The organism is Flavobacterium sp. CR10, assembly GCF_055814415.1.
The window spans coordinates 1861157-1884652 of sequence record NZ_CP185985.1 but is presented as its reverse complement, the minus strand read 5'-3'; the positions used below and the strand labels follow the sequence as shown (position 1 = coordinate 1884652).

Annotated in this window: 22 protein-coding genes and 2 tRNA genes; 13 read left to right on the top strand and 11 right to left on the bottom strand. The window is 32.8% G+C overall.

All coding sequences use genetic code 11. The features are described 5' to 3' along the window. Positions 1-101 precede the first annotated feature (101 nt). The 3 genes from ACNRYB_RS08475 (at position 102) to ACNRYB_RS08465 (ending at position 1984) form a co-directional block, all read left to right on the top strand. Positions 102-467, top strand: a complete 366-nt coding sequence (locus tag ACNRYB_RS08475; protein WP_129746438.1) for a hypothetical protein — start codon at positions 102-104, stop codon at positions 465-467. Positions 468-579: 112 nt separating this feature from the next. Continuing rightward, positions 580-1221: an O-methyltransferase gene (locus tag ACNRYB_RS08470; protein WP_109191925.1), complete on the top strand. Its 642-nt coding sequence runs from the start codon at positions 580-582 to the stop codon at positions 1219-1221. 43 nt (positions 1222-1264) lie between these two features. Continuing rightward, the gene (locus tag ACNRYB_RS08465; RefSeq protein WP_473729776.1) at positions 1265-1984 is read left to right on the top strand and encodes a phytanoyl-CoA dioxygenase family protein; all 720 of its coding nucleotides are present in this window, start codon (positions 1265-1267) and stop codon (positions 1982-1984) included. Between the two features lie 330 nt (positions 1985-2314). On the opposite strand, the gene ACNRYB_RS08460 is transcribed toward ACNRYB_RS08465, so the two are convergent. The 7 genes from ACNRYB_RS08460 to ACNRYB_RS08430 form a co-directional block, all read right to left on the bottom strand. Beyond that, positions 2315-2878 (bottom strand): phosphatase PAP2 family protein, encoded by a 564-nt coding sequence (locus ACNRYB_RS08460; protein WP_129746440.1) that lies wholly within the window; start codon positions 2876-2878, stop codon positions 2315-2317. Then, entirely contained in the window at positions 2878-3225 is a 348-nt protein-coding gene (locus ACNRYB_RS08455) for a Sec-independent protein translocase subunit TatA/TatB (RefSeq protein ID WP_129746441.1), read from the bottom strand. The genes ACNRYB_RS08460 and ACNRYB_RS08455 overlap by 1 nt, the downstream gene beginning before the upstream one ends. A 153-nt stretch (positions 3226-3378) precedes the next feature. Continuing rightward, on the bottom strand, positions 3379-5622 hold the full coding sequence (locus ACNRYB_RS08450; RefSeq protein ID WP_473729775.1) for a M1 family metallopeptidase: 2244 nt from the start codon (positions 5620-5622) through the stop codon (positions 3379-3381). A gap of 66 nt (positions 5623-5688) precedes the next feature. Next, positions 5689-6195: a DUF6702 family protein gene (locus tag ACNRYB_RS08445; RefSeq protein WP_129746443.1), complete on the bottom strand. Its 507-nt coding sequence runs from the start codon at positions 6193-6195 to the stop codon at positions 5689-5691. Further along, positions 6192-6947: a hypothetical protein gene (locus tag ACNRYB_RS08440; RefSeq protein ID WP_129746444.1), complete on the bottom strand. Its 756-nt coding sequence runs from the start codon at positions 6945-6947 to the stop codon at positions 6192-6194. The genes ACNRYB_RS08445 and ACNRYB_RS08440 overlap by 4 nt, the downstream gene beginning before the upstream one ends. After that, on the bottom strand, positions 6937-7665 hold the full coding sequence (locus ACNRYB_RS08435; RefSeq protein ID WP_473729774.1) for a carboxypeptidase-like regulatory domain-containing protein: 729 nt from the start codon (positions 7663-7665) through the stop codon (positions 6937-6939). Before ACNRYB_RS08435 ends, ACNRYB_RS08440 begins: the two co-directional genes overlap by 11 nt. Further along, positions 7652-8470 carry a carboxypeptidase-like regulatory domain-containing protein gene (locus ACNRYB_RS08430; protein ID WP_473729773.1) on the bottom strand — a complete coding sequence of 273 codons (819 nt, stop codon included), beginning with the start codon at positions 8468-8470 and terminating at the stop codon, positions 7652-7654. The genes ACNRYB_RS08435 and ACNRYB_RS08430 overlap by 14 nt, the downstream gene beginning before the upstream one ends. Before the next feature lie 112 nt (positions 8471-8582). Here ACNRYB_RS08430 and pepE point away from each other — a divergent pair, with 112 nt between their 5' ends. Continuing rightward, the gene (pepE, locus tag ACNRYB_RS08425) at positions 8583-9290 is read left to right on the top strand and encodes a dipeptidase PepE (RefSeq protein WP_473729772.1); all 708 of its coding nucleotides are present in this window, start codon (positions 8583-8585) and stop codon (positions 9288-9290) included. Positions 9291-9424: 134 nt separating this feature from the next. On the opposite strand, the gene ACNRYB_RS08420 is transcribed toward pepE, so the two are convergent. Further along, positions 9425-9497: transfer RNA gene (locus ACNRYB_RS08420), tRNA-Gly, on the bottom strand. 96 nt (positions 9498-9593) lie between these two features. Then, positions 9594-9666: transfer RNA gene (locus ACNRYB_RS08415), tRNA-Gly, on the bottom strand. A 135-nt stretch (positions 9667-9801) separates the two neighbouring features. Here ACNRYB_RS08415 and ACNRYB_RS08410 point away from each other — a divergent pair. Beyond that, on the top strand, positions 9802-10239 hold the full coding sequence (locus ACNRYB_RS08410; RefSeq protein ID WP_473729771.1) for a GNAT family N-acetyltransferase: 438 nt from the start codon (positions 9802-9804) through the stop codon (positions 10237-10239). 1 nt (position 10240) lies between these two features. Next, positions 10241-11824: a L,D-transpeptidase family protein gene (locus tag ACNRYB_RS08405; protein WP_473729770.1), complete on the top strand. Its 1584-nt coding sequence runs from the start codon at positions 10241-10243 to the stop codon at positions 11822-11824. Here the strand turns inward: ACNRYB_RS08405 and ACNRYB_RS08400 are convergent. Next, positions 11813-12538 carry a murein L,D-transpeptidase catalytic domain family protein gene (locus ACNRYB_RS08400; protein ID WP_473729769.1) on the bottom strand — a complete coding sequence of 242 codons (726 nt, stop codon included), beginning with the start codon at positions 12536-12538 and terminating at the stop codon, positions 11813-11815. The genes ACNRYB_RS08405 and ACNRYB_RS08400 overlap by 12 nt on opposite strands. 512 nt (positions 12539-13050) lie before the next feature. Between ACNRYB_RS08400 and gpmI the strand changes: the two genes are divergently transcribed. Next, on the top strand, positions 13051-14568 hold the full coding sequence (gpmI, locus tag ACNRYB_RS08395) for a 2,3-bisphosphoglycerate-independent phosphoglycerate mutase (RefSeq protein WP_473729768.1): 1518 nt from the start codon (positions 13051-13053) through the stop codon (positions 14566-14568). 146 nt (positions 14569-14714) lie between these two features. Beyond that, positions 14715-15341, top strand: coding sequence for a hypothetical protein (locus tag ACNRYB_RS08390; RefSeq protein ID WP_473729767.1), 627 nt, complete (start codon positions 14715-14717; stop codon positions 15339-15341). A 127-nt stretch (positions 15342-15468) separates the two neighbouring features. Here the strand turns inward: ACNRYB_RS08390 and ACNRYB_RS08385 are convergent, their stop codons facing one another. Then, a complete protein-coding gene (locus ACNRYB_RS08385) occupies positions 15469-16722 on the bottom strand; it encodes a DUF445 domain-containing protein (RefSeq protein ID WP_473729766.1) in 1254 nt (417 codons plus the stop codon). 203 nt (positions 16723-16925) lie between these two features. Between ACNRYB_RS08385 and map the strand changes: the two genes are divergently transcribed. From map to apaG, 5 genes are all read left to right on the top strand, one after another. After that, positions 16926-17744: a type I methionyl aminopeptidase gene (map, locus tag ACNRYB_RS08380; protein ID WP_286969718.1), complete on the top strand. Its 819-nt coding sequence runs from the start codon at positions 16926-16928 to the stop codon at positions 17742-17744. Positions 17745-17763: 19 nt separating this feature from the next. Then, positions 17764-18537, top strand: coding sequence for a class I SAM-dependent methyltransferase (locus tag ACNRYB_RS08375; RefSeq protein WP_473729765.1), 774 nt, complete (start codon positions 17764-17766; stop codon positions 18535-18537). A gap of 125 nt (positions 18538-18662) precedes the next feature. After that, positions 18663-21569, top strand: coding sequence for a DEAD/DEAH box helicase (locus ACNRYB_RS08370; RefSeq protein WP_473729764.1), 2907 nt, complete (start codon positions 18663-18665; stop codon positions 21567-21569). Positions 21570-21643: 74 nt separating this feature from the next. Next, positions 21644-22897, top strand: a complete 1254-nt coding sequence (locus ACNRYB_RS08365; RefSeq protein WP_473729763.1) for a type IX secretion system plug protein — start codon at positions 21644-21646, stop codon at positions 22895-22897. 79 nt (positions 22898-22976) lie between these two features. After that, entirely contained in the window at positions 22977-23363 is a 387-nt protein-coding gene (apaG, locus tag ACNRYB_RS08360; RefSeq protein ID WP_008467225.1) for a Co2+/Mg2+ efflux protein ApaG, read from the top strand. The last annotated feature ends 133 nt before the right edge of the window (positions 23364-23496 follow it).

Sequence of the window (23496 nt, the reverse complement as noted above, 5' to 3'; positions counted from 1 at the left end):
AAAAAATAATCTTACAAAGAGCTCAATCATTTTAAAATTTGTAATTTTATTTTTCAGCCATGTAACCTTTAAGTTTTATCAACCTAAAAAAAATTGAAATTATGAAAAAACAAATTTTAAGTTTAGCTGTTATTGCTTTATTAGCATTCGCTGTTCAATCATGCGAGAAAAAAGAAAACAAACCTGCAGAAGATGAGTTAACGCTTGGCAACAAAGTAGATTCTCTTACCTCTGATATCGAAGAAGTAAAAGATAGCGCTGTAAGCAAAGCTGAAAATGCAGCAACTAAAGCAAAAGATGCAACAGAAACTGCAGCTCAAGACGTAAAAGACGCAACTAAAAAAGCAGCTGAAGATGTAAAAGATGCCACTAAAAAAGGTGCTGAAAAAGTTGAAAATGCTGCTAAAGCTGCTAAAGACGGAACTGTAAAAACAGCTAAAGAGGTAAACGAAGCTTTGAAAAAATAAATTTCATAGTAATCTTAACAGAAACCATCCGCTCACAGCGGATGGTTTTTTTATGCCCAATCGCAAGCAGATATTTTTGTATTTTTGCTTTCAAATTACAAGATACTACAACATGCATTTTATATCTCAAGAATTAGAAGATTACATCGAACAGCATTCTGAAAACGAACCAGAATTGCTAGCGAAACTTAATAAAGAAACCTACCAGAAAATACTTTTGCCAAGAATGCTAAGCGGTCATTTTCAAGGCCGTGTTTTAAGCATGCTTTCAAAACTGATTCGTCCAGTCAATATTCTTGAAATTGGAACTTACACAGGTTACGCTGCTTTATGTTTATGCGAAGGAATGCAGGAAAACGGGCAATTGCATACCATTGATATCAAAGAAGAATTAGTCGATTTTCAGCGAAAGTATTTTGACGCATCGCCTTGGGGAAAACAAATTTTTCAGCATTTAGGGGAAGCCGTAAACATTATTCCAGATTTAGACTTGAAATTTGATTTGGTTTTTATTGATGCCGACAAAGAAAACTACTTGAATTACTGGGAAATGATTGTTCCAAAAATGAATAAAGGCGGCATCATTTTATCGGATAATGTTTTATGGAGCGGAAAAATTCTAGAACCGGTTCATCCAAACGATGTCAGCACAAAAGTGCTTTTAGAGTACAATCAGCTTTTAAAAGACGATCCAAGAGTAGAGACTGTTTTATTGCCAATTCGTGATGGATTGACGGTTAGTCGTGTTTTATAATTTTTAGATTCTAAGGTTCTATTCAGATTTTAAACATTTTATAATGATTCACTTAAAACAAATTGATAGCGAAGGATTTTCAATAATTAATAATGTTTTTACAGAAAATGAAATTGAAAATCTAATTTCATTGATTGACAATAAAACTAAAAATGATTCTGATAATTCGACTTTTAGAAAATCTGAAGATTTATTTGCAATTAGACAATTTCATAAAGAAGTCCCAGAAACTCTTCCTTTTATTTTTAATGAAAAACTACAAGATATTATAGATTCTACTTTCGGTAAAGGCTTTTTTATAACTAAATCAATTTATTTTGATAAACCAGAAAAATCAAATTGGTTTGTAGCCTATCATCAAGATTTAACGATTTCAGTTGATCAAAAAATTGAAATAGAAAATTTTGAAAATTGGACGATAAAACAAAATCAATTTGCAGTTCAGCCACCTAGTGAAGTATTAGAAAACAATTTCACGATTAGAATTCATATTGACAAAACTACTAAAGACAATGGCGCTTTAAAAGTGATCAATAATTCACATTCAAAAGGAATTTTGCGAATTGAAAATCTTGATTTCGAAAAAGAAAAAGAAACAATTTGTGAAGTCGAAAAAGGTGGCATTATGATCATGAAACCGCTATTATTTCACGCATCAAATAAAACCACAAACAACGAACGCAGAAGAGTAATTCATATTGAATTTAGCAAACAACAGCTTCCAAATGGCTTGGAATGGAGTGAAAAAACCATCATTAACTAAGGTTCTGAGATACTGAGTCGCTAAGTTTCTAAGATTCTAAGTTCCTAAGTTTCTAAGATGCTGAGATTCTAAGTTTTCTGCTACTTAATTGCCTCCAGCTTTAGCTGGAGGTATATAATTTAGCCCCAAAGGCTTTAGCCATATACTTCATAATATTTGGCTAAAGCCTTTTTATTTGCCCATAAAAAAAACCTCCAGCTAAAGCTGGAGGCAATTTATATTATATATCTTTAAAACCATAGTATCTCAGCATCTTAGAAACTTAGGAACTTAGAATCTTAGAAACTTAGCATCTCAGAATCTTAGCAACTTAGCATCTTTAAAAAAAATCTATCCCGGAAAATACTGCGGTTTCAGCTTTCTATAAACTAAATAAAGCAAAAATCCGAAAAGAGCTCCGAAGAAATAGCCAGTAAGAATATCACCTGGAAAATGCAATCCTAAATAAATTCGGCTGTAAGCAAAAATTAATGGCCATAGAAATATAAAACCGAAATATTTGAAATAGCGCTTTAGAATCAAAAATAAGAAAGTCGCAACCGCCATAGTATTTGCTGCATGTCCAGAGAAAAAGCTATATGATTTTCTAACCTGTACAACTCTAATAATTGAATTTATTTCCGGATCATTGCATGGTCGCAAACGCTGGAAAGTATGTTTGAATAAGTTGCAGGTTTGATCTGTAAAAGCAATCAAAACTGCAATAAAAAGCAATAAATACAGGGTTTGCTTACCTCCTATTTTTTTATAAATAAGATAAAAAAGCAATAGAAAAAATGGCGTCCAATACAGCTGATTGGTAATAATAAGCCATAATTTATCGTATGTTTCAGAACCTAATCCATTAAGAAAGATTAAAAGATCTTTATCTAATTCCTGTATTTTTTCAAGCATTACATTTGGCGTTTTATAGGTCCAGAAAGAGTGTCAATATCTTCTTTTACCTTTTCGATTTCATTTGCAGTATCTCCTAAAAGATTTCCTGTATCTCCAAGTAAATTTGATTTTGCATTGTTAATTTCTGCATTGATATTTCCAGTAATATCGTTCAGAGATTTTGCATCAAGACCATTTGCCTCTGCTCCTTTCTGAATTTCGCTTTTAATATCATTAGTTGCATTTTTTAATTGAGCCATAGCTTTTCCCATTGTACGTGCAATTTCCGGCACTTTATCTGAACCAAAAAGCATTAGTACTATAAACAGTATAAAAACTAATTCTCCTCCTCCTATACCAAACATAACTTTTAATTTTGTAGTCACAAAGATATTAAATTTTGCAGCTTAGAGTTTTAAAATTAACTTAAAAAGTCCTTGAAAATGCATTTAATTAAAATAAAAAAGCTCATCAAGCATTTATAAACCTGATGAGCTTTTTATAAGCTTTTAATTTATTTAGTCAAATTTTGACTTTGTTTCTACTTTTGGCCAAGAGTTATTGGTTACATCAATATCAGCCGTTAGCAATTGCGGGTCAATTTGAATGCTCTTAATTGCTTTTGTTGTAGCATAAACTTTTCTTGCCGTATCATTACTTTTTCTCCAGATTTGCGCTGGATATTTGTAATTATCTTTAGAACCGTCTTCATAAGTGATTTCAACTAAAATAGGCATAATCATTCCGCCTGGTTTGTTAAATTCTACTTCGTAGAAGTACTTAGGAGATTTGATGCTCGCTTTTTCTTCAGCCGTAAAAGTCTGATCTACATAATCTGCTAAAGGTTTGAAATCTTGCACTTTTAAAGCTTTTTTCTTAGAATCGCTTACTTCTGCATTATCTCCAGAAACTAAGTAAACAAAAGGTCCTTTTTCGAATCCGAAACGTCCTTTTCTAACTTTTACATCTTTAATATCTGTTGTTGGAGTATCTGAAACATAATATTGTTTTACATCTTTAATTCCGATATCTACGAAATCTGTTGAGTAGAACCAACCTCTCCAGAACCAATCTAAATCTACTGCTGAAGCGTCTTCCATTGTTCTAAAGAAATCTTCTGGGGTTGGGTGCTTAAACTTCCATCTGTTTGCATACGTTCTGAATGCATGATCGAATAACTCTCTTCCCATAACTACTTCTCTTAAAATATTAAGACCTGTAGCTGGTTTTCCGTAAGCATTATTTCCGAATTGGTGAATTGTTTCAGAGTTTGACATAATTGGCTCTAAAAACTTCTGATCACCGCTCATGTAAGGAACAATATTTTTTGCTGGCCCTCTTCTTGAAGGGAAATTTGAATCTAATTCCTGTTCAGCCAAATATTCTAAAAATGAATTCAAACCTTCATCCATCCAAGTCCATTGACGTTCGTCAGAGTTTACAATCATTGGGAAGAAAGTGTGTCCAACTTCGTGGATAATAACACCAATCATTCCGTTTTTAACTTCTTTGCTAGTTACGCCATTTTCGTCAGGACGTCCATAGTTCCAACAAATCATTGGATATTCCATACCTTGATCTTCTGCAGAAACAGAAACTGCTTTTGGATAAGGATAATCAAAAGTATGAGAAGAATAGCTTTTTAAAGTATGAGCCACAACCATTGTAGAAGTTTCTCCCCAAAGCGGGTTTGCTTCTTTTGGATAAACAGATTCTGCCATAACAGTTCTGTTTCCAATTTTCACAGCCATTGCATCGTAAATGAATTTTCTTGAAGAAGCAATTCCGAAATCACGAACATTTTTAGCACTGAACTTCCAAGTTTTTTTCTTCTCAGAAAAACCTTTTTCAGCCGCTTCTGCTTCAGCCTGTGTTACAATAACTACAGGTTTATCAAATGATTTTTGTGCTTGTTCGTATCTTTTTACTTGTTCTGCAGTAAATACCTCGCTTCTGTTCATCAATTCTCCAGTTGCGTCGATTACGTGATCTGCAGGAACTGTGATGTTTACATCAAAGTTTCCGAAAGGAAGAGCAAACTCTCCACTTCCCCAGAACTGCATGTTCTGCCATCCTTCAACATCATTGTAAACCGCCATTCTTGGATAGAATTGCGCGATTACGTATAATTTATTGCCATCTTTCTCAAATAATTCATATCCAGAACGACCGCCTTCTTTTCTATAGTTATTGATATTATACCACCATTTAATAGAGAATGAAATTTTCTCTCCAGGTTTTAAAGGCGAAGTCAGATTAATACGCATCATGGTTTCGTTGATCGTATAAGACATTGCGCTTCCTTTAGCATCTTTAACTTGTTCAATATTAAAACCGCGCTCTAAATCTTTTTTCAAATATTTAGAAGAAAAACCATCAAGAGGCAAAACCTGACTGATTTTGTCGCTTTCTGCTAATGAAGTCTGTGTGTTTGCTTTAGCTTGATTTTGATCTAATTGAATCCACAAATACTCTAAACTATCTGGTGAATTATTAGTGTAGGTGATGGTTTCAGATCCGCTTAATTTTGATTTTTTATCATCCAATTCAACATCAATTTTATAATCTGCTTGTTGCTGGTAGTAAGCTGGCCCTGGAGCTCCAGAAGCTGTACGAAACATGTTTGGTGTTGCCAGCAAATCGTACATTTGGCTAAACTTGTTCGTGTCGTACTTTCCCTGTTGTTTAGTAGGTGTGGTTGTTGCTTTATCCTGCGCCACTAACATTGCAGGAAAAAGTAAGAATAATGAAAGTTTTTTCATAAATTTTTAATGGTAATTTCTTTAGGCTGTGAAAATAGTAATTAAAACATTAATTTTACCAATACATTAATATTTTAACAATTCTTTCCTTGAAGATTCTGTAAAAAGAACGCTTCTTTTTGTATCAAATGCTGAAATATGTGTAATGTTTTGCTGTTCTGAGTTCCAATCCACTAAAATAGTGTTTGAAATCTCAAGGGTTTTAAATTTATCTATATCCTTAATTCTGGAATAACAGACCAAAACATCGTCAGCTTCGACCTCTTTAGATAAAAAAGTTATGACTTTTTGCTGTCCATTTACTTTAATTGAAAAATGTTCAGATAGATATTTTTTTAATAATTCAACATCTGCCGGAGTTTCTTTACTAGTACCAACAAATGTCTTTTTGTGATACTTTTTCTCCATAGCATTATTCAAATCATCAATAAAAATTCGGGAAGTAATCTGGAGCATCTTCTTTTCAGCAGCATAATTTACTTGAAAAACCCCTACATAAAATTTATGAAAAGCAAATGCCGAAGTCAATACAAACAAAACTCCAAGCAATGGATAAATTATTCTTTTTTTCATTTTTGAGCAGCCTCAGCCTTCTTAAATTCTTTGTTCTTATTGATCATAAAGTCCATCAATTGAAACTTCTGATCTGGATCAACTAATTCTTTAGAATGCGGATCGTTTGAGCAATACATCAAAAACAATTCTACTTCATCATCTTTAAGATTGAGTGTTTTAGAATAAAAATCTTTTGTAAAGTTATCTTTAGCATATTCTACAAAAGCAATATCTGTGATTTCTTCCTCTTTTACTTCGTCTTTTTTGCTCAAAAGTTTTTTGACGTCTTTAAAAATTCGAACAAAATCGGTACCATATTTTATGGTCTGATCAGAAAGCATTGCATTATTTTTTGCGGTAGACTGTTTATCGTCTTCAAACTGCATATCTACATATTTCTGAGAACCGCCTTGTAATGATTTTACTTTTAATTCCTTATGAACCACAACTTCTTTAAGCTGATTATTAACCAAATCCAGCTTTATTTTCAAAAGAACCTCAGCACAATCTTTTTCAGTTAAAACCACTTTTTTTGATTGAAATGTCAAGCCAGAAAACAACAAAGTATCTTTAGGTTGTGCCATGATATCAAACAAACCGCCAGAACCAATAAATGTTCTGACATTCGCATTAATATTCATTACATAACCACTTTCAATGGCCAAAAAATCGTTTATAACCTGACCGTGTAATGGTTTCCTGAAACCGTTTTGTCCTAATACAAATTGACAAAATAAGCAGACAACGAGTACTCCTAGTTTATTTTTCATTTTCGAGAATTATTAGATATTTTCTTGCTAGATCTGTAATTAAAAACATACTCATTGTTTTGTTTTTAGTATTCAAAGATACAGCAAAATCAGCATCATCCACACAAAATAATTGAAATCCTTTAATATCATCGAAAGGAATTTTCAATCTATCTGTATAATAATTCTCCTCAAAAAGATATTCCAATTTTCTAAAAAGCGCTTCTTTTTTCTCTACATTCACTTCTTTTTTCAGCATTGCAGTCCGTCCCGAAATTTTATTTAATAGTTTATCAATAGATGTTGAAGTCGCAGTATAAACTTTTCGTTCTGCTGGCGTGTATTTTTTTTGTCCGTACGGAATAATCCCAAGATTTTCGGCTGTTATATTAGCATTTTCATTAACAACCACCTCTTTCAGCTCTACTTCTTTCGCAGTCATTTTTACAATTAAAGAGCTATTTATTAAATGTTCGGGAGCAATTCTAATCCTTACAGGATCGAGATTTACGGCTGAAAAAACCAAAACATCTCCTTCCCGAACAGCAATCGAAAAATTACCATCAGAGTCAGACACGGCAGTTGCTTGAGTAGCATTATTTATAATATTTACTCCTTCAACAGGACTAGATTGCTCTTGCACTTTTCCTGCTAAAAGTTTAACATCATTTTTTTGCCCAAAACCAATCTGAACAAAAAAAAGAAAAACAACAATAGCTATAATCTTATTTACTCTCACCAGCAATCATTTCTTTATATTTAACAGCCAATTCTCCTAAAAGAAATTCTGTAGAAGTTTTATTTTTAGAATTCAAAATAGCCGTAAACTTATCATTTTCTATAGCATAATATTCAAACCCTTTCACATAATCTGCGGGGATTTTTAATCGGTCAGTAAAATGATCTAGGCTAAACATATTTTCCAGAAGTATCATAAAAAACTCTTTCTTCTCAACAGCAACTTCTTTTTTAAGCATAGCCGTTCTTCCAGAGAAGAAATTTAGCAACGGATCTGCAGAAATAGAACCTCCAGCCATCATTCCCGCATCTGCTGTAGCATTTAGCGCAGTCGCTGTCTGCAACTTACGTTCTGCTGCAGTGTATTTCTTTTGTCCTAAAGGTACTATTCCTAAACTTTCAGCATTAATATTATCATATCGCTTCACAACAACTTCTTGCAGTTGATACATCACCATAGTAAGATTCACAGAAAAATTAAGATTTGAAAAATCTTCTTGCTTCAATGAGACTCTTTTTTCTTTAAAACTTATTGAAGAAAAAACCAGCACGTCATCAGGCTTTGCTAAAATCGAAAAAAATCCCGACGCATTTGTCGTTACCGTTTCTTCTGTTTGCGCATTAATCACATAAACACCTTCTAAATCTAAGGTATTAGAAGTTACTTTCCCATTAAAAACAGAACGTTCCAGAGTTTGTGACCAGCAAGCTTGCCCCGCCATAACAATTAAAAAACAAGTAATTTTCTGAAACAAAATGAAATAAATTAAAAATATTCTTAAAACGGTAAAAATATCCCAAGTCATTCCAAATTTAATATTAATGACTTGGTAAAAATATGTTAATTAAAATATTAAAAATTCAAACAAAAACAGAGTTTTTAATACCTTTAACAAACAAAATTTGAGTTTGAAAATCATGAAAAGCATTATCATTGCAAGCACCTCTACTTTACACGGAGGCAACTACTTAGAATATCTTTTACCTACTTTAAAAACACATTTTAAAAATTGCAAAACAATTTTATTTATTCCTTATGCTCGTCCAGGAGGAATTTCGCATGACGAGTATACGCAAAAAGCAGCAGAAGCTTTTAACAGCATCAATGTCAATGTTAAAGGAATTCATGAATTTGAAAATTCGCAGGATGCTGTTAAAAATGCAGAAGGAATCTTTACTGGCGGAGGAAATACTTTTTTATTGGTTACCCAGCTTTACAAAAACAATATTATGCAGTTGCTTTCTGAAACCGTAAAAAACGGCACGCCTTATCTTGGCTCAAGCGCTGGAAGCAACATTTGCGGTTTATCAATGCAAACCACAAACGACATGCCTATTATTTACCCTCCAAGTTTCCAGACTTTAGGATTAATTCCATTCAACTTAAATCCGCATTATCTGGATGCCGATTTGCAATCTAAGCACATGGGAGAAACTCGCGAAACAAGAATCAAAGAATTCCATGCTTTCAATTCAACTCCTGTTTTAGGTTTAAGAGAAGGGAGTTGGCTGGAAGTTAAAGGCGAAAAAATTACTTTGAAAGGAGCTTTGTCTGCGAGATTGTTTCAGCAAAACCAAGAAGCTCAAGAGTTAGAACCAGAAAGCGATTTGAGCGATTTGAAATAATTTTTTAAACCATATAAGTGATATAAGTTCATGTTAAAAGCTCAATAAAAAACTTTTATTTTTCTTATATCACTTATATGGTTCAAAAAACAAAAAAACAAAAAAGCCTCAAACAATGTTTGAGGCTTTTGAAGAGCGAAAGACGAGGCTCGAACTCGCGACAACCAGCTTGGAAGGCTGGAGCTCTACCAACTGAGCTACTTTCGCATTAACTGGGTGCAAAACTAAAAAATTTAATTTTTAAAACAAAATAAAAATCAAAAAATTTATTCTCACATAAAGTAAAACGTGTTTACTTTTTAGAGCGAAAGACGAGGCTCGAACTCGCGACAACCAGCTTGGAAGGCTGGAGCTCTACCAACTGAGCTACTTTCGCATTGGTTGTGCAAATATAGAAAGAAAGTTCAGTTCAAAACAAGCTTTTGGGCAAAAAAAATCAATAAAATTCAACATTTTTTTATAACTTATTTAAAATTAAAAAGTTATAAAAGCATTATTTTTTCAAAAAATCATGATTACAATCAGAGAAATTCCATCAAAAGAAACTTATACCGTTCGTCAACCTATTTTAAGAAAAGGAAAACCTATAGAAAGCTGTGTCTTTGAAGGAGACGACCTAGAATCTACCCATCATTTCGGTTTATTTGAAAACGAAAATTTAACAGGAATTATTTCGTTATTCGAAAAAATCAATCCTATATTTGCCGCTCAAAATCAAGCTCAGATTCGAGGGATGGCTGTTTTAGAAATCCACCAGAAAAAAGGAATCGGAGAAGCTTTGGTAAGACATTGCGAAGTGTATTGCAATGAAAACCAAATAGATTTAATTTGGTTCAACGCCAGAACTGCCGCTGTCGGATTTTATCAAAAAATGAATTATCAAACACTTGGTGAAGCATTTGAGATTAAAGATGTTGGCGAACATTATTTGATGTTTAAAAAATTATAAAATGAGAATATTTTACTCTTTAGTAGTAATATGCCTTTTTTTGGGATGTAAAAAAGAAGACCCAAAACCTACACCTATTATCAAAAAAAAGGTGCCAGCAATTATACTTACTGACGAGAGAACGGTTGAAATAGACACAGCATTAATAGGAGCTTATAAAAGTGAAACCTTAAAACAGTTTTATGCCGGATCTGAGAATCAAACCGTATGGGGAAACATTAAAAAGAGAACTTTTGTTTTAGCACAATTAGAAAAATCAGAAGAATTAGGCTTAGAACCAGAAGATTATAAAATATCTCAGCTGAAAAAGTTTGAAAGCAAAGTCGCTTCGTTAAACGATAAAGATTTGGCTACGTATGATATTTTGCTGACTTATAATTTTGAAAAATATCTAAATCATATATATAAAGGAAAGCTAGATCCTAAGAAGCTGTATACCAATTGGGATTTGGACGAAAAAGAATTTGATGTGAATTCTGTTCTAATTAAAGGATTCAACAAAAATAAATTAGATAGCATTGTAGAAAATATTCAGCCTAAAACAGAAACATACAAAGAACTCCTAAAAGCATTGGAAATCATCAATACTTTCCCAGATGACAACGTAAAAACTATTGAAGCAACTGATAAAATTGTTTTAAACGATACTAATCCCGCTTTAACAAACATTAAAAAAAGGCTTTTGTACTGGAATGACATGTCTGGAAAAGATAGCCTTAGCAATATTTACAACCACAAAACTTTTGAAGCCATAAAAAGATTCCAAGAAAGGCACGGTTTAGCTGCAGATGGAGTTATCGGAGCTGGAACTATTCGTGCTCTAAATTATTCTAAAGAAGATCGAAAAAAACAGATTATTGCCAATTTGGAGCGTTGGAGATGGTATCCGTCAGAATTGGCCGAAAACTATTTCATTATTAATATTCCCGATTACAGCTTAAATGTTGTCGAAAATAAGGACACCACTTTAGTTAGAAATATTGTAGTAGGAACCAGCAAAAGAAAAACTCCTATTATTACTTCTTTTTTAAAAACGGTTGTTTTTAATCCAACTTGGACTGTTCCTCCGACAATTTTAAAAGAAGATGTGGTTCCGGCTATGAAAAGAAACCGAAATTATTTGGCTAATAAGAATATCACTATCTATGATACTGCCGGCAAGGTAGTTTCTCCGATGGCATGGAATGAAAACAAACCTAACAACTATCGCTATGTGCAAAGTCCTGGTTATGACAATTCGTTAGGATTAATGAAAATCTTATTCCCAAATCATCACAGCGTGTATCTTCACGATACAAATCACCGTAATATTTTTGGGCGCAATAATCGCTCTATGAGTTCTGGATGTGTACGTGTTGAAAATCCATTAGAACTTGCCCAACATATATTAGATGTTGACGGAAACTGGCCTCAAGACAGAATTGACACTATTATTGCGAGTAAAACAACAATGAGTTTCAAGATTACCAAAAAGTACGCTTTATACCAATGGTATTGGACAGCATGGAGCAAAAAAAATCAGCTCATTTTTAGAGCTGATATTTATGATTTAGATTCGGATTTATATAAGCAATTAAGAAATTAGCCTCTCTTCCATCGCAAAACTTCTTGACGGATGGTAGATATACAAACACGATTTGTCTTTTATTAATTCTATAATCTCATTTGTCAATTCAACTGGAACTGCTGGACAGCCTTGGCTTCTCCCTAATCTTTTATGATTTCTGATAAAAGATTCCGATACATAATCTGCACCGTGCATTACAACGCCTCTTTCGCGAGCATTGTCATTTACGCCATTTTCTAAACCATCTAAACGCAAAGAAGCACCATGTTTTCCTTGATAAATTTCGCCAGTAGCATAAAAACCTAAACTGCTTTTAAATGATGAATTAAGATTTGAAAATGCTGAAGCAAATTCTTCTCCCGTATTTCTACCGTGAGCTACAAGCGAATTAAACAAAATTGTATTGCTAGTTAAATCAATCACCCACAAACGTTTAGTGTTTGATGACAAACTGAAATCAATTAATGTTAGGATATTTTTCTTGATCACTCCTCTTTCTTTCAACAAATAAAATCCTTTTAAAGCTTCCGAGAAAGTTTTAAGCTCAGGCATTTTAAAGCTGTTTGAATTTAACGAGTTATAAACGCTCTCAATTTTAGAATCTACTGTAACTTTTTCGACTTTAGCAATCGCCTTTACAGTGGCATTTTTTTTAAGATCGGCTGTGTTTTTCGAATCTTTTCCAAAAGACAATAGCAAAAACACAAATAACGGATAAATTTTGTAAATCATTGAATTTCTTTAGGTTAAACAAAAATTTGGGTATCGCAAAAATATAAAAAAATCATACCGTGCAAAATACAAGCCTGATTTTCAGGTGTTTTTTGTTTAAATTTTAACACTAAACGACCTTTCTGTAAGATTTTATCTTACGCTAAAAATCACAACGTTTTAACCCGTTTCTTAAAAAAAGTAAAACAAAATGAAAATCGTAAATTCAAAACATACAACATTACTAGTTTTGAATGAGTTATTAATAAAGATTTCGAGCATAATGTGTCATGACTATTAAGTAATGTAGACTAAAACACATCTTTTCTATTAATGTAAAATACTTTATTGACTACAATGCTGTCAAAAATAAGATCAGAAAAAGAGCTTAGCGTGAATTAATTTCAAAAAATAAAGGCTTCTTCAATTAAATCAATATTTTTTTTTATAGTTCATTTTATTAAATATAAATGTAACATTCCTCAGTTTTCAAACTTTAGAAATGCCTTATATTTGTAGAAAACAAAAAAGTAATGAACAAAAAAGTTATCCTTATGATTTTAGACGGTTGGGGAAAATCTCCTGACCCTAAAGTATCTGCAATCGACAATGCAAATGTTCCTTTTATAAACAGTCTTTACAAAAATTACCCAAGCGCTCAACTTAGAACTGACGGATTAAATGTTGGTTTGCCAGAAGGCCAAATGGGAAATAGTGAAGTTGGACACATGAATCTTGGTGCAGGAAGAATTGTATATCAAGATTTAGCCAAAATAAATTTAGCTGTAGAACACAAAACTTTAGCAAAAGAGCAAGTTCTTATTGACGCTTTTACTTATGCTAAAGACAACAATAAAAAAGTGCACTTTTTAGGATTAGTTTCAGATGGTGGTGTTCACTCACATACTTCACACCTTCGCGGCTTAATCGATGCTTCTCAAGAATATGGTTTAGATCAGGTTTATATTCACGCTTTTACAGATGGACGTGATGTTGACCCAAAATCTGGAGCAAAATACATTCATGATCTAGAAGATTACATTAAAGATACTCCTGTAAAAATCGCTTCTATCATTGGCCGTTACTATGCAATGGATCGTGATAAAAGATGGGAACGTGTAAAATTAGCTTACGATCTTGTAGTAAACGGTGTTGGAACTCCATCAACAAATCCTGTTTCTAGTGTTTTGGAAAGCTATGAAAAAGACGTTACTGACGAATTTATCGAACCTGTTGTTATTGTTGATGAAAATGCAAAACCTCTTGCTACAATTGTTGAAGGCGATGTTGTAATTTTCTTTAACTTTAGAACTGACAGAGGACGTGAACTTACTGAAGCGCTTTCTCAGCAAGATTTCCACGAGCAGAACATGCACAAACTAAACCTATATTATGTAACATTGACAAACTACGACGAAACGTATCAAAACGTAAAAGTAGTTTACAATAAAGATAATATTACGGAAACTCTTGGTGAGGTTTTAGAAAAAGCGGGCAAAAAACAAATCAGAATTGCTGAAACCGAGAAATATCCACACGTAACATTCTTCTTCTCTGGAGGTAGAGAAACTCCTTTTGAAGGTGAAGAAAGAATCTTAAGAAATTCTCCAAAAGTAGCAACTTACGATTTAAAGCCAGAAATGAGTGCTTACGAATTGGCTGATGCTCTTGTTCCAGAATTAAACAAAGGTGAAGTTGATTTCGTTTGTTTAAACTTCGCAAACGGAGATATGGTTGGTCACACTGGAATTATGGAAGCTGCAATTAAAGCTTGTGAAGCGGTTGACGCTTGCGCGAAAAAAGTTATTGACGCGGCTCTTGCTAACGATTACACTACAATTGTAATTGCTGATCACGGAAACTGCGAAACAATGATTAATCCTGATGGTTCTCCAAATACAGCTCACACAACAAACCCCGTACCGATTATTTTAGTTGACAAACAACTGAAGAGCATTCAAGATGGTGTGTTAGGCGATATAGCTCCAACAATTTTAGAATTAATGGGCGTGCAACAGCCAAATGCAATGACTTGTCATTCACTATTATAGGAAATATTTTTTTCTTTATATAAAAAGAGGCGAATTTTTTAGAATTCGCCTCTTTTTTGTTTTCAAGTCTGTTCATAAAAATCCATTTTTCACGTAATTTAAAAGAAAAATCTTACTTTTGTGTCATCATTAAAATCAAATGAAAAATGAAGAAAGAGATTTTAGATAGAATTAAGTTATTAGGAGGAAATATAGAAAATGTAAAAGGCAATTCGTTACAGGAAGATTTACAATCTATAACTTTTGATACGGTTTTATATCAACGACCAAAAGACACACCTTGGTCAACTTCCGAAGAAGAAGAACCTATTTTCGGAATTAGCGATTTCATTGACGAAAACAAAGCCATGTTTAAAGAAAACAAAGAGTCTTTCTACGACAAAATCATTCAAAAATATTTTAGATTAACAGAAGAAGGATTTGGACAAATGTTTTGGCAAGCTTACCCTTTTACTCCATTCAAAGAAGGCACAGAAGATTATAAAGAATGGAATGATGAATTTATAGATGAAGAAACTGATTTAAGTGAAATCATAAAAGTTACCAATAACCCAACACCCGATTTTATTTTACTGGTTACAAGCTATGGTTTTCCCGATAATTTTTATATCACTTTATCCGATCCAAATCCTGAAAACCCAACTTTATTTGGTACAGATCATGAAGTTTTTTTTAGAGAAGTTACTAATGAAGGGAATTTAGAAGATTTCCTAAAAACTTTTATGACGAAAGAAGAGCTTTTAGAGATTGTAAAAAAGAGAATTGAAAGTTAAAAATAGAATTTATTTACTTTTTTGATATTTAACGAAAGATTGCAATAGAAATTCCTCAGACAAATCACAATCTTTGCGGAATTTCTAGTGCAATTTCTCGTTCCTCGAAATGACAAAATTGTGATTATTACATTATAAAATAATGATACAATTGTTCAACCCCATAAATCACAAGTCCAATAACACCACCAACTAATGTTCCGTTGATTCTGATATATTGAAGATCTTTTCCTATTTCTAATTCTAGTTTTTCAGAAACTTCTTTTCCGTCCCAACTTTTTACGGTTGACGAAATCAAATCCCCAATCACTTTTTTGTTATTTAAAAGAATTGACAATAAATCATTTTTAATAAAATTATTGATCTTATCAATCATTATTGCGTCTTCTTTAATTCCATTTCCAAAAGTCTGAATTAATCCTGCAATGCTATTTTTAATAGAAGAATCGTCGCCTTTGCTCAAATCTTTTGTAATGGATAATTTAATTTCATCCCAAATTCCGTTGATGTAATCTTGAACTTCTTTTTTTCCGACAAAACCCAAAATGATATCATTGATTTTAATTCTCATTTCTTCTGAATTCTTTACCTTTTCTAAGAAGTTAAAAATGTATTCGTCAATTTTTAAACGAACGGCACTTTCTGGCTTTTTGGCTTCATTTAAAAAATCTTGCAAGCCATTAAAAACACCTTCAGTAATGCTTTTATCTGCCAGTCCAAAACTTAGAAGGGGAGTCGAAGCTTTTACTTTTTGTCTAATTAAATCTTTATTATTAGTCAATTCAGTGCCCATAACTTCGAGAAGATTCGTCAGCATCTGATTTTTCAATTCTCCTTTTTGCAAAGGTTCTAAAGCAACGGCAACCCAATTTCCGAAATTAATTCCTTCTATTTTTTCCTTAAATTGAACCTGAATAAATCTTTTTACATCCTCATCTTTAATGGTTCTTAAAATTCCCGGAATTACATTTACAGCAACTGCATTGGCAATTTTATTTGCATTTTCTTCTTTCGAAAGCCAATCTGAAGCTTTAGTTGCAAAATTGAATTCGTCTAATTTTATTTCTAATTTTTCTCTATCTAAAAACTCTTCAGAAACAAAATTTCCTAAGTTCTCTCCAATTTCATTTTTCTTAATCGGAATAATTGCCGTATGCCAAATCGGTATTCCCATCGGATGGCGAAATAATGCCACGACAGCAAACCAATCGGCAATTCCGCCCACCATCGCGGCTTCACTAAAAGCCTGAAGCATCGGAATTTTAAAGTAAATAGCAATTATAAATAACAACACTGCGACGCCCAAAAGTCCCAAAGCATTTCTCTTCATTTTCTTAAGAGCTTTTACTTTGGCAATATCTCGATCTATAATAGTTTCCATAATTATAAGCGTTTGTATTACTAATTTACGGCTTTTTTTGGAGATAATAGTTTTGCCACTAATTCCTCCAATTTTCATCAATTGCTTTTACCGTAAATTCTTTGACTAAATCATTTGTGCAAATTCGCGAAATTCGTGGCTAAAAATTTTGCGCAAAAAATGAGATAAAAATTGTACTTTTGCCAACTGAAAATGGGAAAAATATGATTATCCAGAAAACTAGAGAAGAAATCGAATTAATGCGCGAAAGTGCTTTAATCGTATCAAAAACATTAGGAATGATTGCTTCTGAAATTAAAGAAGGAGTTACAACATTATATCTTGACAAATTAGCCGAAGAATTTATTCGTGATCACGGTGCAGTTCCAAGTTTCCTTGGATTATACGATTTCCCGAATTCGCTTTGCATGAGCCCAAACGCTCAGGTTGTTCACGGTATTCCTAATAATGTTCCTCTAAAAAATGGTGATGTTATTTCGGTTGATTGTGGCGCTTTCAAAAATGGTTACCATGGAGATCATGCCTACAGTTTCGAAATTGGAGAAGTTGCACCAGAAGTTAAAAAACTTTTACGTGTTACTAAAGAATCTCTTTACGTTGGAATTAGAGAATTTAAAGCTGGAAATCGTGTAGAAGATGTTGGAAATGCGATTCAAAAATATACTGAAGCTCACGGTTACGGAGTAGTTCGTGAATTGGTTGGACATGGTGTCGGACAAAAAATGCACGAAGAACCAGAAATGCCAAATTACGGAAAACGAGGACGCGGAAAGCTTTTTGTTGAAGGAATGGTCGTAGCAATCGAACCAATGATCAACATGGGAACTAGAAACATTAAACAACTTAAAGACGGCTGGACAATCTTGACTGCTGACGGCAAACCTAGTGCGCATTTTGAGCACGATGTAGCTTTAGTTGACGGAAAACCTGAATTATTATCTACTTTCCAATACATTTACAAAGCTTTAGGTATCGAAAGCAACGAAGAAGACGAATTCAGACAAGTTCCTTTAGTACTATAATACAACCCGAATCAAACCTGTGAAAAAACTTTTCAAATTAGTTTTAAATACTATTCCAAGACCATTATTAATTCGTTTGAGTTATGTGGCGCGTCCAATTTTAGCTTTCTCTTTAAAAGGAGATAAATTTACAGATCCTATTGACGGAAAAAGCTTCAAATCATTTTTACCTTACGGATACGGAAAACAACGTAATAATGTACTTTCACCAAGTACACTTTCCTTAGAGAGACATCGTTTGCTTTGGCTGTATTTAAACGATCAGACCGATTTTTTTACAGCGCCAAAAAAAGTATTGCATTTTGCTCCAGAACAAGCTTTTTATAAAAGATTTCGCAAGCAGAAAAACTTAGATTACACCACAACTGACTTACTTTCGCCATTGGCTGATGTAAAAGCAGATATCTGTAATTTGCCTTTCAAAGACAACGAATACGACGTTATTTTATGCAATCACGTTTTAGAGCACATTCCAGACGACACAAAAGCAATGCAGGAATTATACAGAGTTTTAAAACCGGGCGGAATGGCGATTCTTCAAATTCCTCAGGATTTATCTCGTGACGTTACTTTTGCAGATGATTCGATTACAGATCAGAAAGAACGCGCTAAAATCTTCGGACAATACGATCACGTTCGTGTTTACGGACGCGATTATTTCGATAAATTAAGAAGTATTGGTTTTATTGTGATTGAAGAAGATTACACTAACAAAATTGCACCAGAATTGGTTGAAAAATACTGTTTAGCAAAAGGCGAGATTATTCCGCTTTGCTTTAAACAGGAAAACTAATTCTTTTTCACCATATAAGTGATATAAGTTCATTTAAAAGGAGTTTTCAAAATAGTAATAATTTGAAAACTCCTTTTATTTTTTTGCCCAAATCTAAATTACAAGCCTAACCAAATCCCTAAATCTTGGAACCTACAAAATCATTTCAGTTCTGTTTTGACATCAGTTTGGAAAAAAATCTGAATGTCTATATTCCAACCGCCTACATCGTTGAGAATACTAACGATATCAAATATTTAGACAAAAAAGCAAGTCCAGATGTACTTGAAAGTTTCGGAATCACTTTTGATAATTTAGATTCCAATTCAAAAAGAATATTAACAGCTTGCGATTCTCTTAAACCTGAATTTATTTTTAAAAAATTTGGCGCTAAAATTAAGTCCGCTAAAACAATTGCTGACTTACAAAAAGATTCAAAAATTGAATTTGCCATTCGTCAGCACTTAAAATTCAATTTAAGTTCGTTTTATGATTTGATTGTAAAAGAACAATTTCCTCTGTCTTTAAATCTTGGACCTGAAAAAGATTTTTACCGCTCAAGAGTCAGCATCTACCCGCTTGATTTTGAGCCTCAGATCCAGTTTGACAAACATTCCGAGGGCATTACCTATACTTTATCTTTAAAGGAAAATGAAACAATTTTCCCTCCAATGGACAGCAAAGTTGACATTCTTTTAGACGAACCAGGCTGGCTGATTATCAATAAAAAATTGGGGCAATTAAAAGAGTTGAACTCTAAAAAACTTATGCCTTTTTTAAAGAAAAAATCTATTGAAATACCATCAAAATTAGTTGATGATTACTTCAAGAGCTTTATTCCGCAAATCGCAAAGAAAATTGATATTGAAGCGACAGGTTTTGAGATTGAACTTCGTGACAAAATTATTTCGTGTACGATTCAGCCTATTCATGATTTCTTTAAAAACTGCTATTATCTTAATCTTTATTTTGATTATAACGGATATTCATTTGATGCGAGCAAAACAAAAAAAACACATTCTTTTGTAGATTTCAGTATTGCCAATGAACCTAAAATCATTCAGTTTAAAAGAAGTTCTGAAGAAAGTTTATATATCGAAAAATTAAATGGAATTGGTTTAACCAAAATCAAAAACGAATTATTTGGATTAAATTCAGAGGCTGAAAACACAGATCCTTTCATCAATGTTCAGCTGATTATTGATCATAAAGAAGAACTGAAAAATTTAGGTTTTACTATTGACAACCTAAAACTGGAAAGCAAAGAAATCATTACGGAAAATTATACCATTTCTGCTTCAAAAGAAACTGCTGGTGATTGGTTCGACATTAGAATAATAATTACCGTTGGAAATTATAAAATCAATTTCAGCGAAATTATTCCAAACATAAAAAGCAAAGAAAGGCTTTTTGCTTTGCCTGACGGAAACTACTTTTTGATTCCGCTAGAATGGTTCAGCAAATACGGTTCGCTGGCAAAATTAGCCAAAACAGAAAATGGCGTTCTTTTATTGCGTAAAAGCAATTTTACGGCTTTAGACGGAATTTCTGAAATTGACAGTGATTTAGATCAAATTCATCAAGCCGAATTTACTGGTTCTGACTTAATAAAAGCAACTTTAAGACCGTACCAAATTGAGGGGGTAAAATGGCTTTTAGGACATTTCAATTCCAATATGGGCGCGTGTTTGGCCGATGACATGGGACTTGGAAAAACACTGCAAACTTTGTCTGTTTTGGTTTCGGTACAAGAACAATTAGGCTTTACAACCAAAACTACCAATTTTGATTTGTTTGCCAATGAAACTACGATTGAAAGAGAACCATTAAAAGCTTTGATTGTTCTTCCGTCTTCGTTGGTTTTTAACTGGTTTAATGAAGCTGGCAAATTCACTCCTCATTTTTCAAAAATGCAATACGTGGGTAACGACAGAAAATCTTTAGCAAGCAGAATCAATTCGACCGATTTGATTTTTACAAGCTACAGCATCATTCATCGAGATATATCTATTTTAGAAAAATACGATTTCCGCTATTTGATTTTGGACGAAAGTCAATACATCAAAAACAAAAATTCTAAGATTTTTAAAGCTATAAATAAAATCAGTACAGGACATAAAATTGCTCTGAGCGGTACACCGATCGAAAATTCGCTTGACGATTTATGGTCACAAATGCAGTTTATCAATCCTGAGATTTTGGGCAGTTATGCTTTTTTTATGGAAAATTTCAAAAATCCGATTGAGAAAAAGCAAAATGAAGAAGTTTTAGCAGAATTAAAAAATCTTATCGCTCCTTATATTTTAAGAAGAACCAAAGAACAGGTTCTAAAAGATTTACCAGAATTGACAGAGCAGATTTATTACTGCGACATGGATTCCGAACAAGAGAAATTATACGAGAAAGAAAAATCTAAGGCTCGTAATTTCTTGCTTAAAACTGACGGTTCTGGTCCAGACAAAATCAATATCATTAACACTTTGATGAAGCTGAGACAATTGAGTAACCACCCAAAAATGGTCGATCAGGAATCTGAAGTTGATTCTGGAAAATATATTGCGGTTACCAATTATCTTGAAAACTTAGTAAAAGCAAAACAGAAAGTCATCATTTTCAGTTCGTTTGTTACCAATTTAAATTTTTATACCGATTGGTGCAAGGAAAACAAAATAGATTTCTGCGAAATTACAGGCGAAACTCCTGCAGATAAGAGGGAACAGCAGGTTAAAATGTTTCAAGAAAAAGAAAATCCGCTGTTATTCTTTATTTCGCTTAAAGCGGGAGGTGTTGGTTTGAATATTACAAAGGCTTCTTATGTTTTATTCTTAGACCCTTGGTGGAATCCTTTCGCAGAAAAACAAGGTGTTGCACGTGCGCACAGAATTGGGCAAATGAATAAAGTAAATGTGATCCGTTTTATTTCTAAAAATACGGTTGAAGAAAAAATCATCAAACTACAGGAAAACAAAAAATTATTGTCTGACTCGCTTTTAGAAGAAAGTTATATCAATGATGAAATTGAAGGCAACTTAGAATATATTTTAGGAAATTAATCGTTAAATCCAATAGAACGGCATCTTTTTCGTTGTATAAAATTGTTATATTTACAATCTTACAATGTTTTAAGATGCAGAAATTTTTATTTACAAGCTTTATTTTTCTTTTTATTTTCACTTTAGCGAAAGCTCAAGAAAAAGAAATCGATCCTCCTTATAATATTAAAACCGTTTCGTTTATTCAGAATGGCAGTAATGTTTCGCCAATTTTCGAATTGGGTTCTGCATTTACCTTTCAATTTGATGATTTGTTTGGTAATGAAGCCAATTATTACTTTGAAGTTATTCATTGCGATTATAACTGGATTCCAACACAAATTCCAAAAACGGACTATATTCTTGGAATGGATAATCAGAGAATTACCGATTTTTCCAATTCGTTCAATACGCTGCAGGTTTATACACATTATAGACTTTCTTTCCCTAATCAGTTTACGCAGCTATTGAAGCTTTCGGGAAATTATATGTTGCGAATTCTTAATGAAGACCGAGAAGTTGTTTTCTCAAGAAAATTTATTTTACATGAAAACCATTGTACCGTTGGAGTTCAAGTAAAAAGAAGCCGTAACCTCAGCAATATTGACTACAAACAGAATTTGGATTTTGCTATTTTATCTAATGATATTGTATTTCAAACCCCGTTGCAAAATGTAAAAGTGCTTTTATTGCAAAACGGAAACTTTCATACCGAGATAAAAAATGTTGTTCCTCAATACACAATTGGCAATCAGCTAGTTTACAAATACGACAAAGAAACCCAATTTTGGGGCGGAAATGAGTTTTTATATTTTGAAAACAAAGACATACGGGCGGCTAGTAATAATGTAGCCAAAGTAGGCTCTAACAATGATATTTACAATTCGTTTCTGTATACTAACGCTGCAAGAGGAAATCAGATTTATACAAATTATGAAGATGTAAACGGAAACTTTGTGGTAAAGAACATCAACGGTTCTAACAACGATATTGAAGCCGATTATGCTTGGGTTTATTTTACACTCTCTGCTCCTGCTTTTAGAATGAACAAAGACATTTATATTTCTGGAATGTTTAATAACTTCAGTCTTTCTCCAGAATATAAAATGGACTACAATAATGATAAAGGAGTTTTTGAAAAAGCCATTATGATTAAGCAAGGTTTTACAAATTTTCAATACACAGTTGCAGATAAAAAAGGAGTTGTTGATTTTGAAAATGCCATTGACGGAAACTTTTATCAGACTGAAAACGAGTACACCATCTTGGTGTATTACAAAGAAGCTACAGACCGTTATCAGCGTGTAATCGGAAAAGGAAATGCAAACTCTATCAATATAGTCAATTAAAACAATGTTAAGGTTTTAGATTAAACGATTTTTTTTTGTAGCTTTGCCTCTATAACACTCACATATATACGGCGTTAGTATGGTTTCTCAAATTACACGAGGCATAAAAATATCTGTTTTGACTAGTTTTGAAGGCACATACTTCAAAAACTACAAGATTCATTTTGCTTTTAGCTACGTAGTTACGATCGAAAATCATAGTAAAGATTCTGTACAATTAACTTCTCGCCATTGGGAAATTTTTGATTCTCTAAATGATTTAGAAGTTGTAGATGGTGAAGGTGTAATAGGCAAAAAACCAGTTTTAAAACCTGGCGAAAACCATACTTACAGTTCAGGTTGTTTATTATCGTCTCCTTATGGCGCAATGAAAGGTCATTTCAATATGATCAATTTTACTACAACGAAAACATTCAAAGTAATTGTACCTACTTTTAGAATGTGTGCTCCTTTTGCATTAAATTAAGATATAGTCTACATCTATAGCTTTTATCGTTATCTTAATCATAAAATTGTCAATTTATTAATTTATCCTTTGTACTTTTGTGCAGCGTTAGATTATTCGTAACAAAACAAATCGTCTAACTTTAAATTGTCTA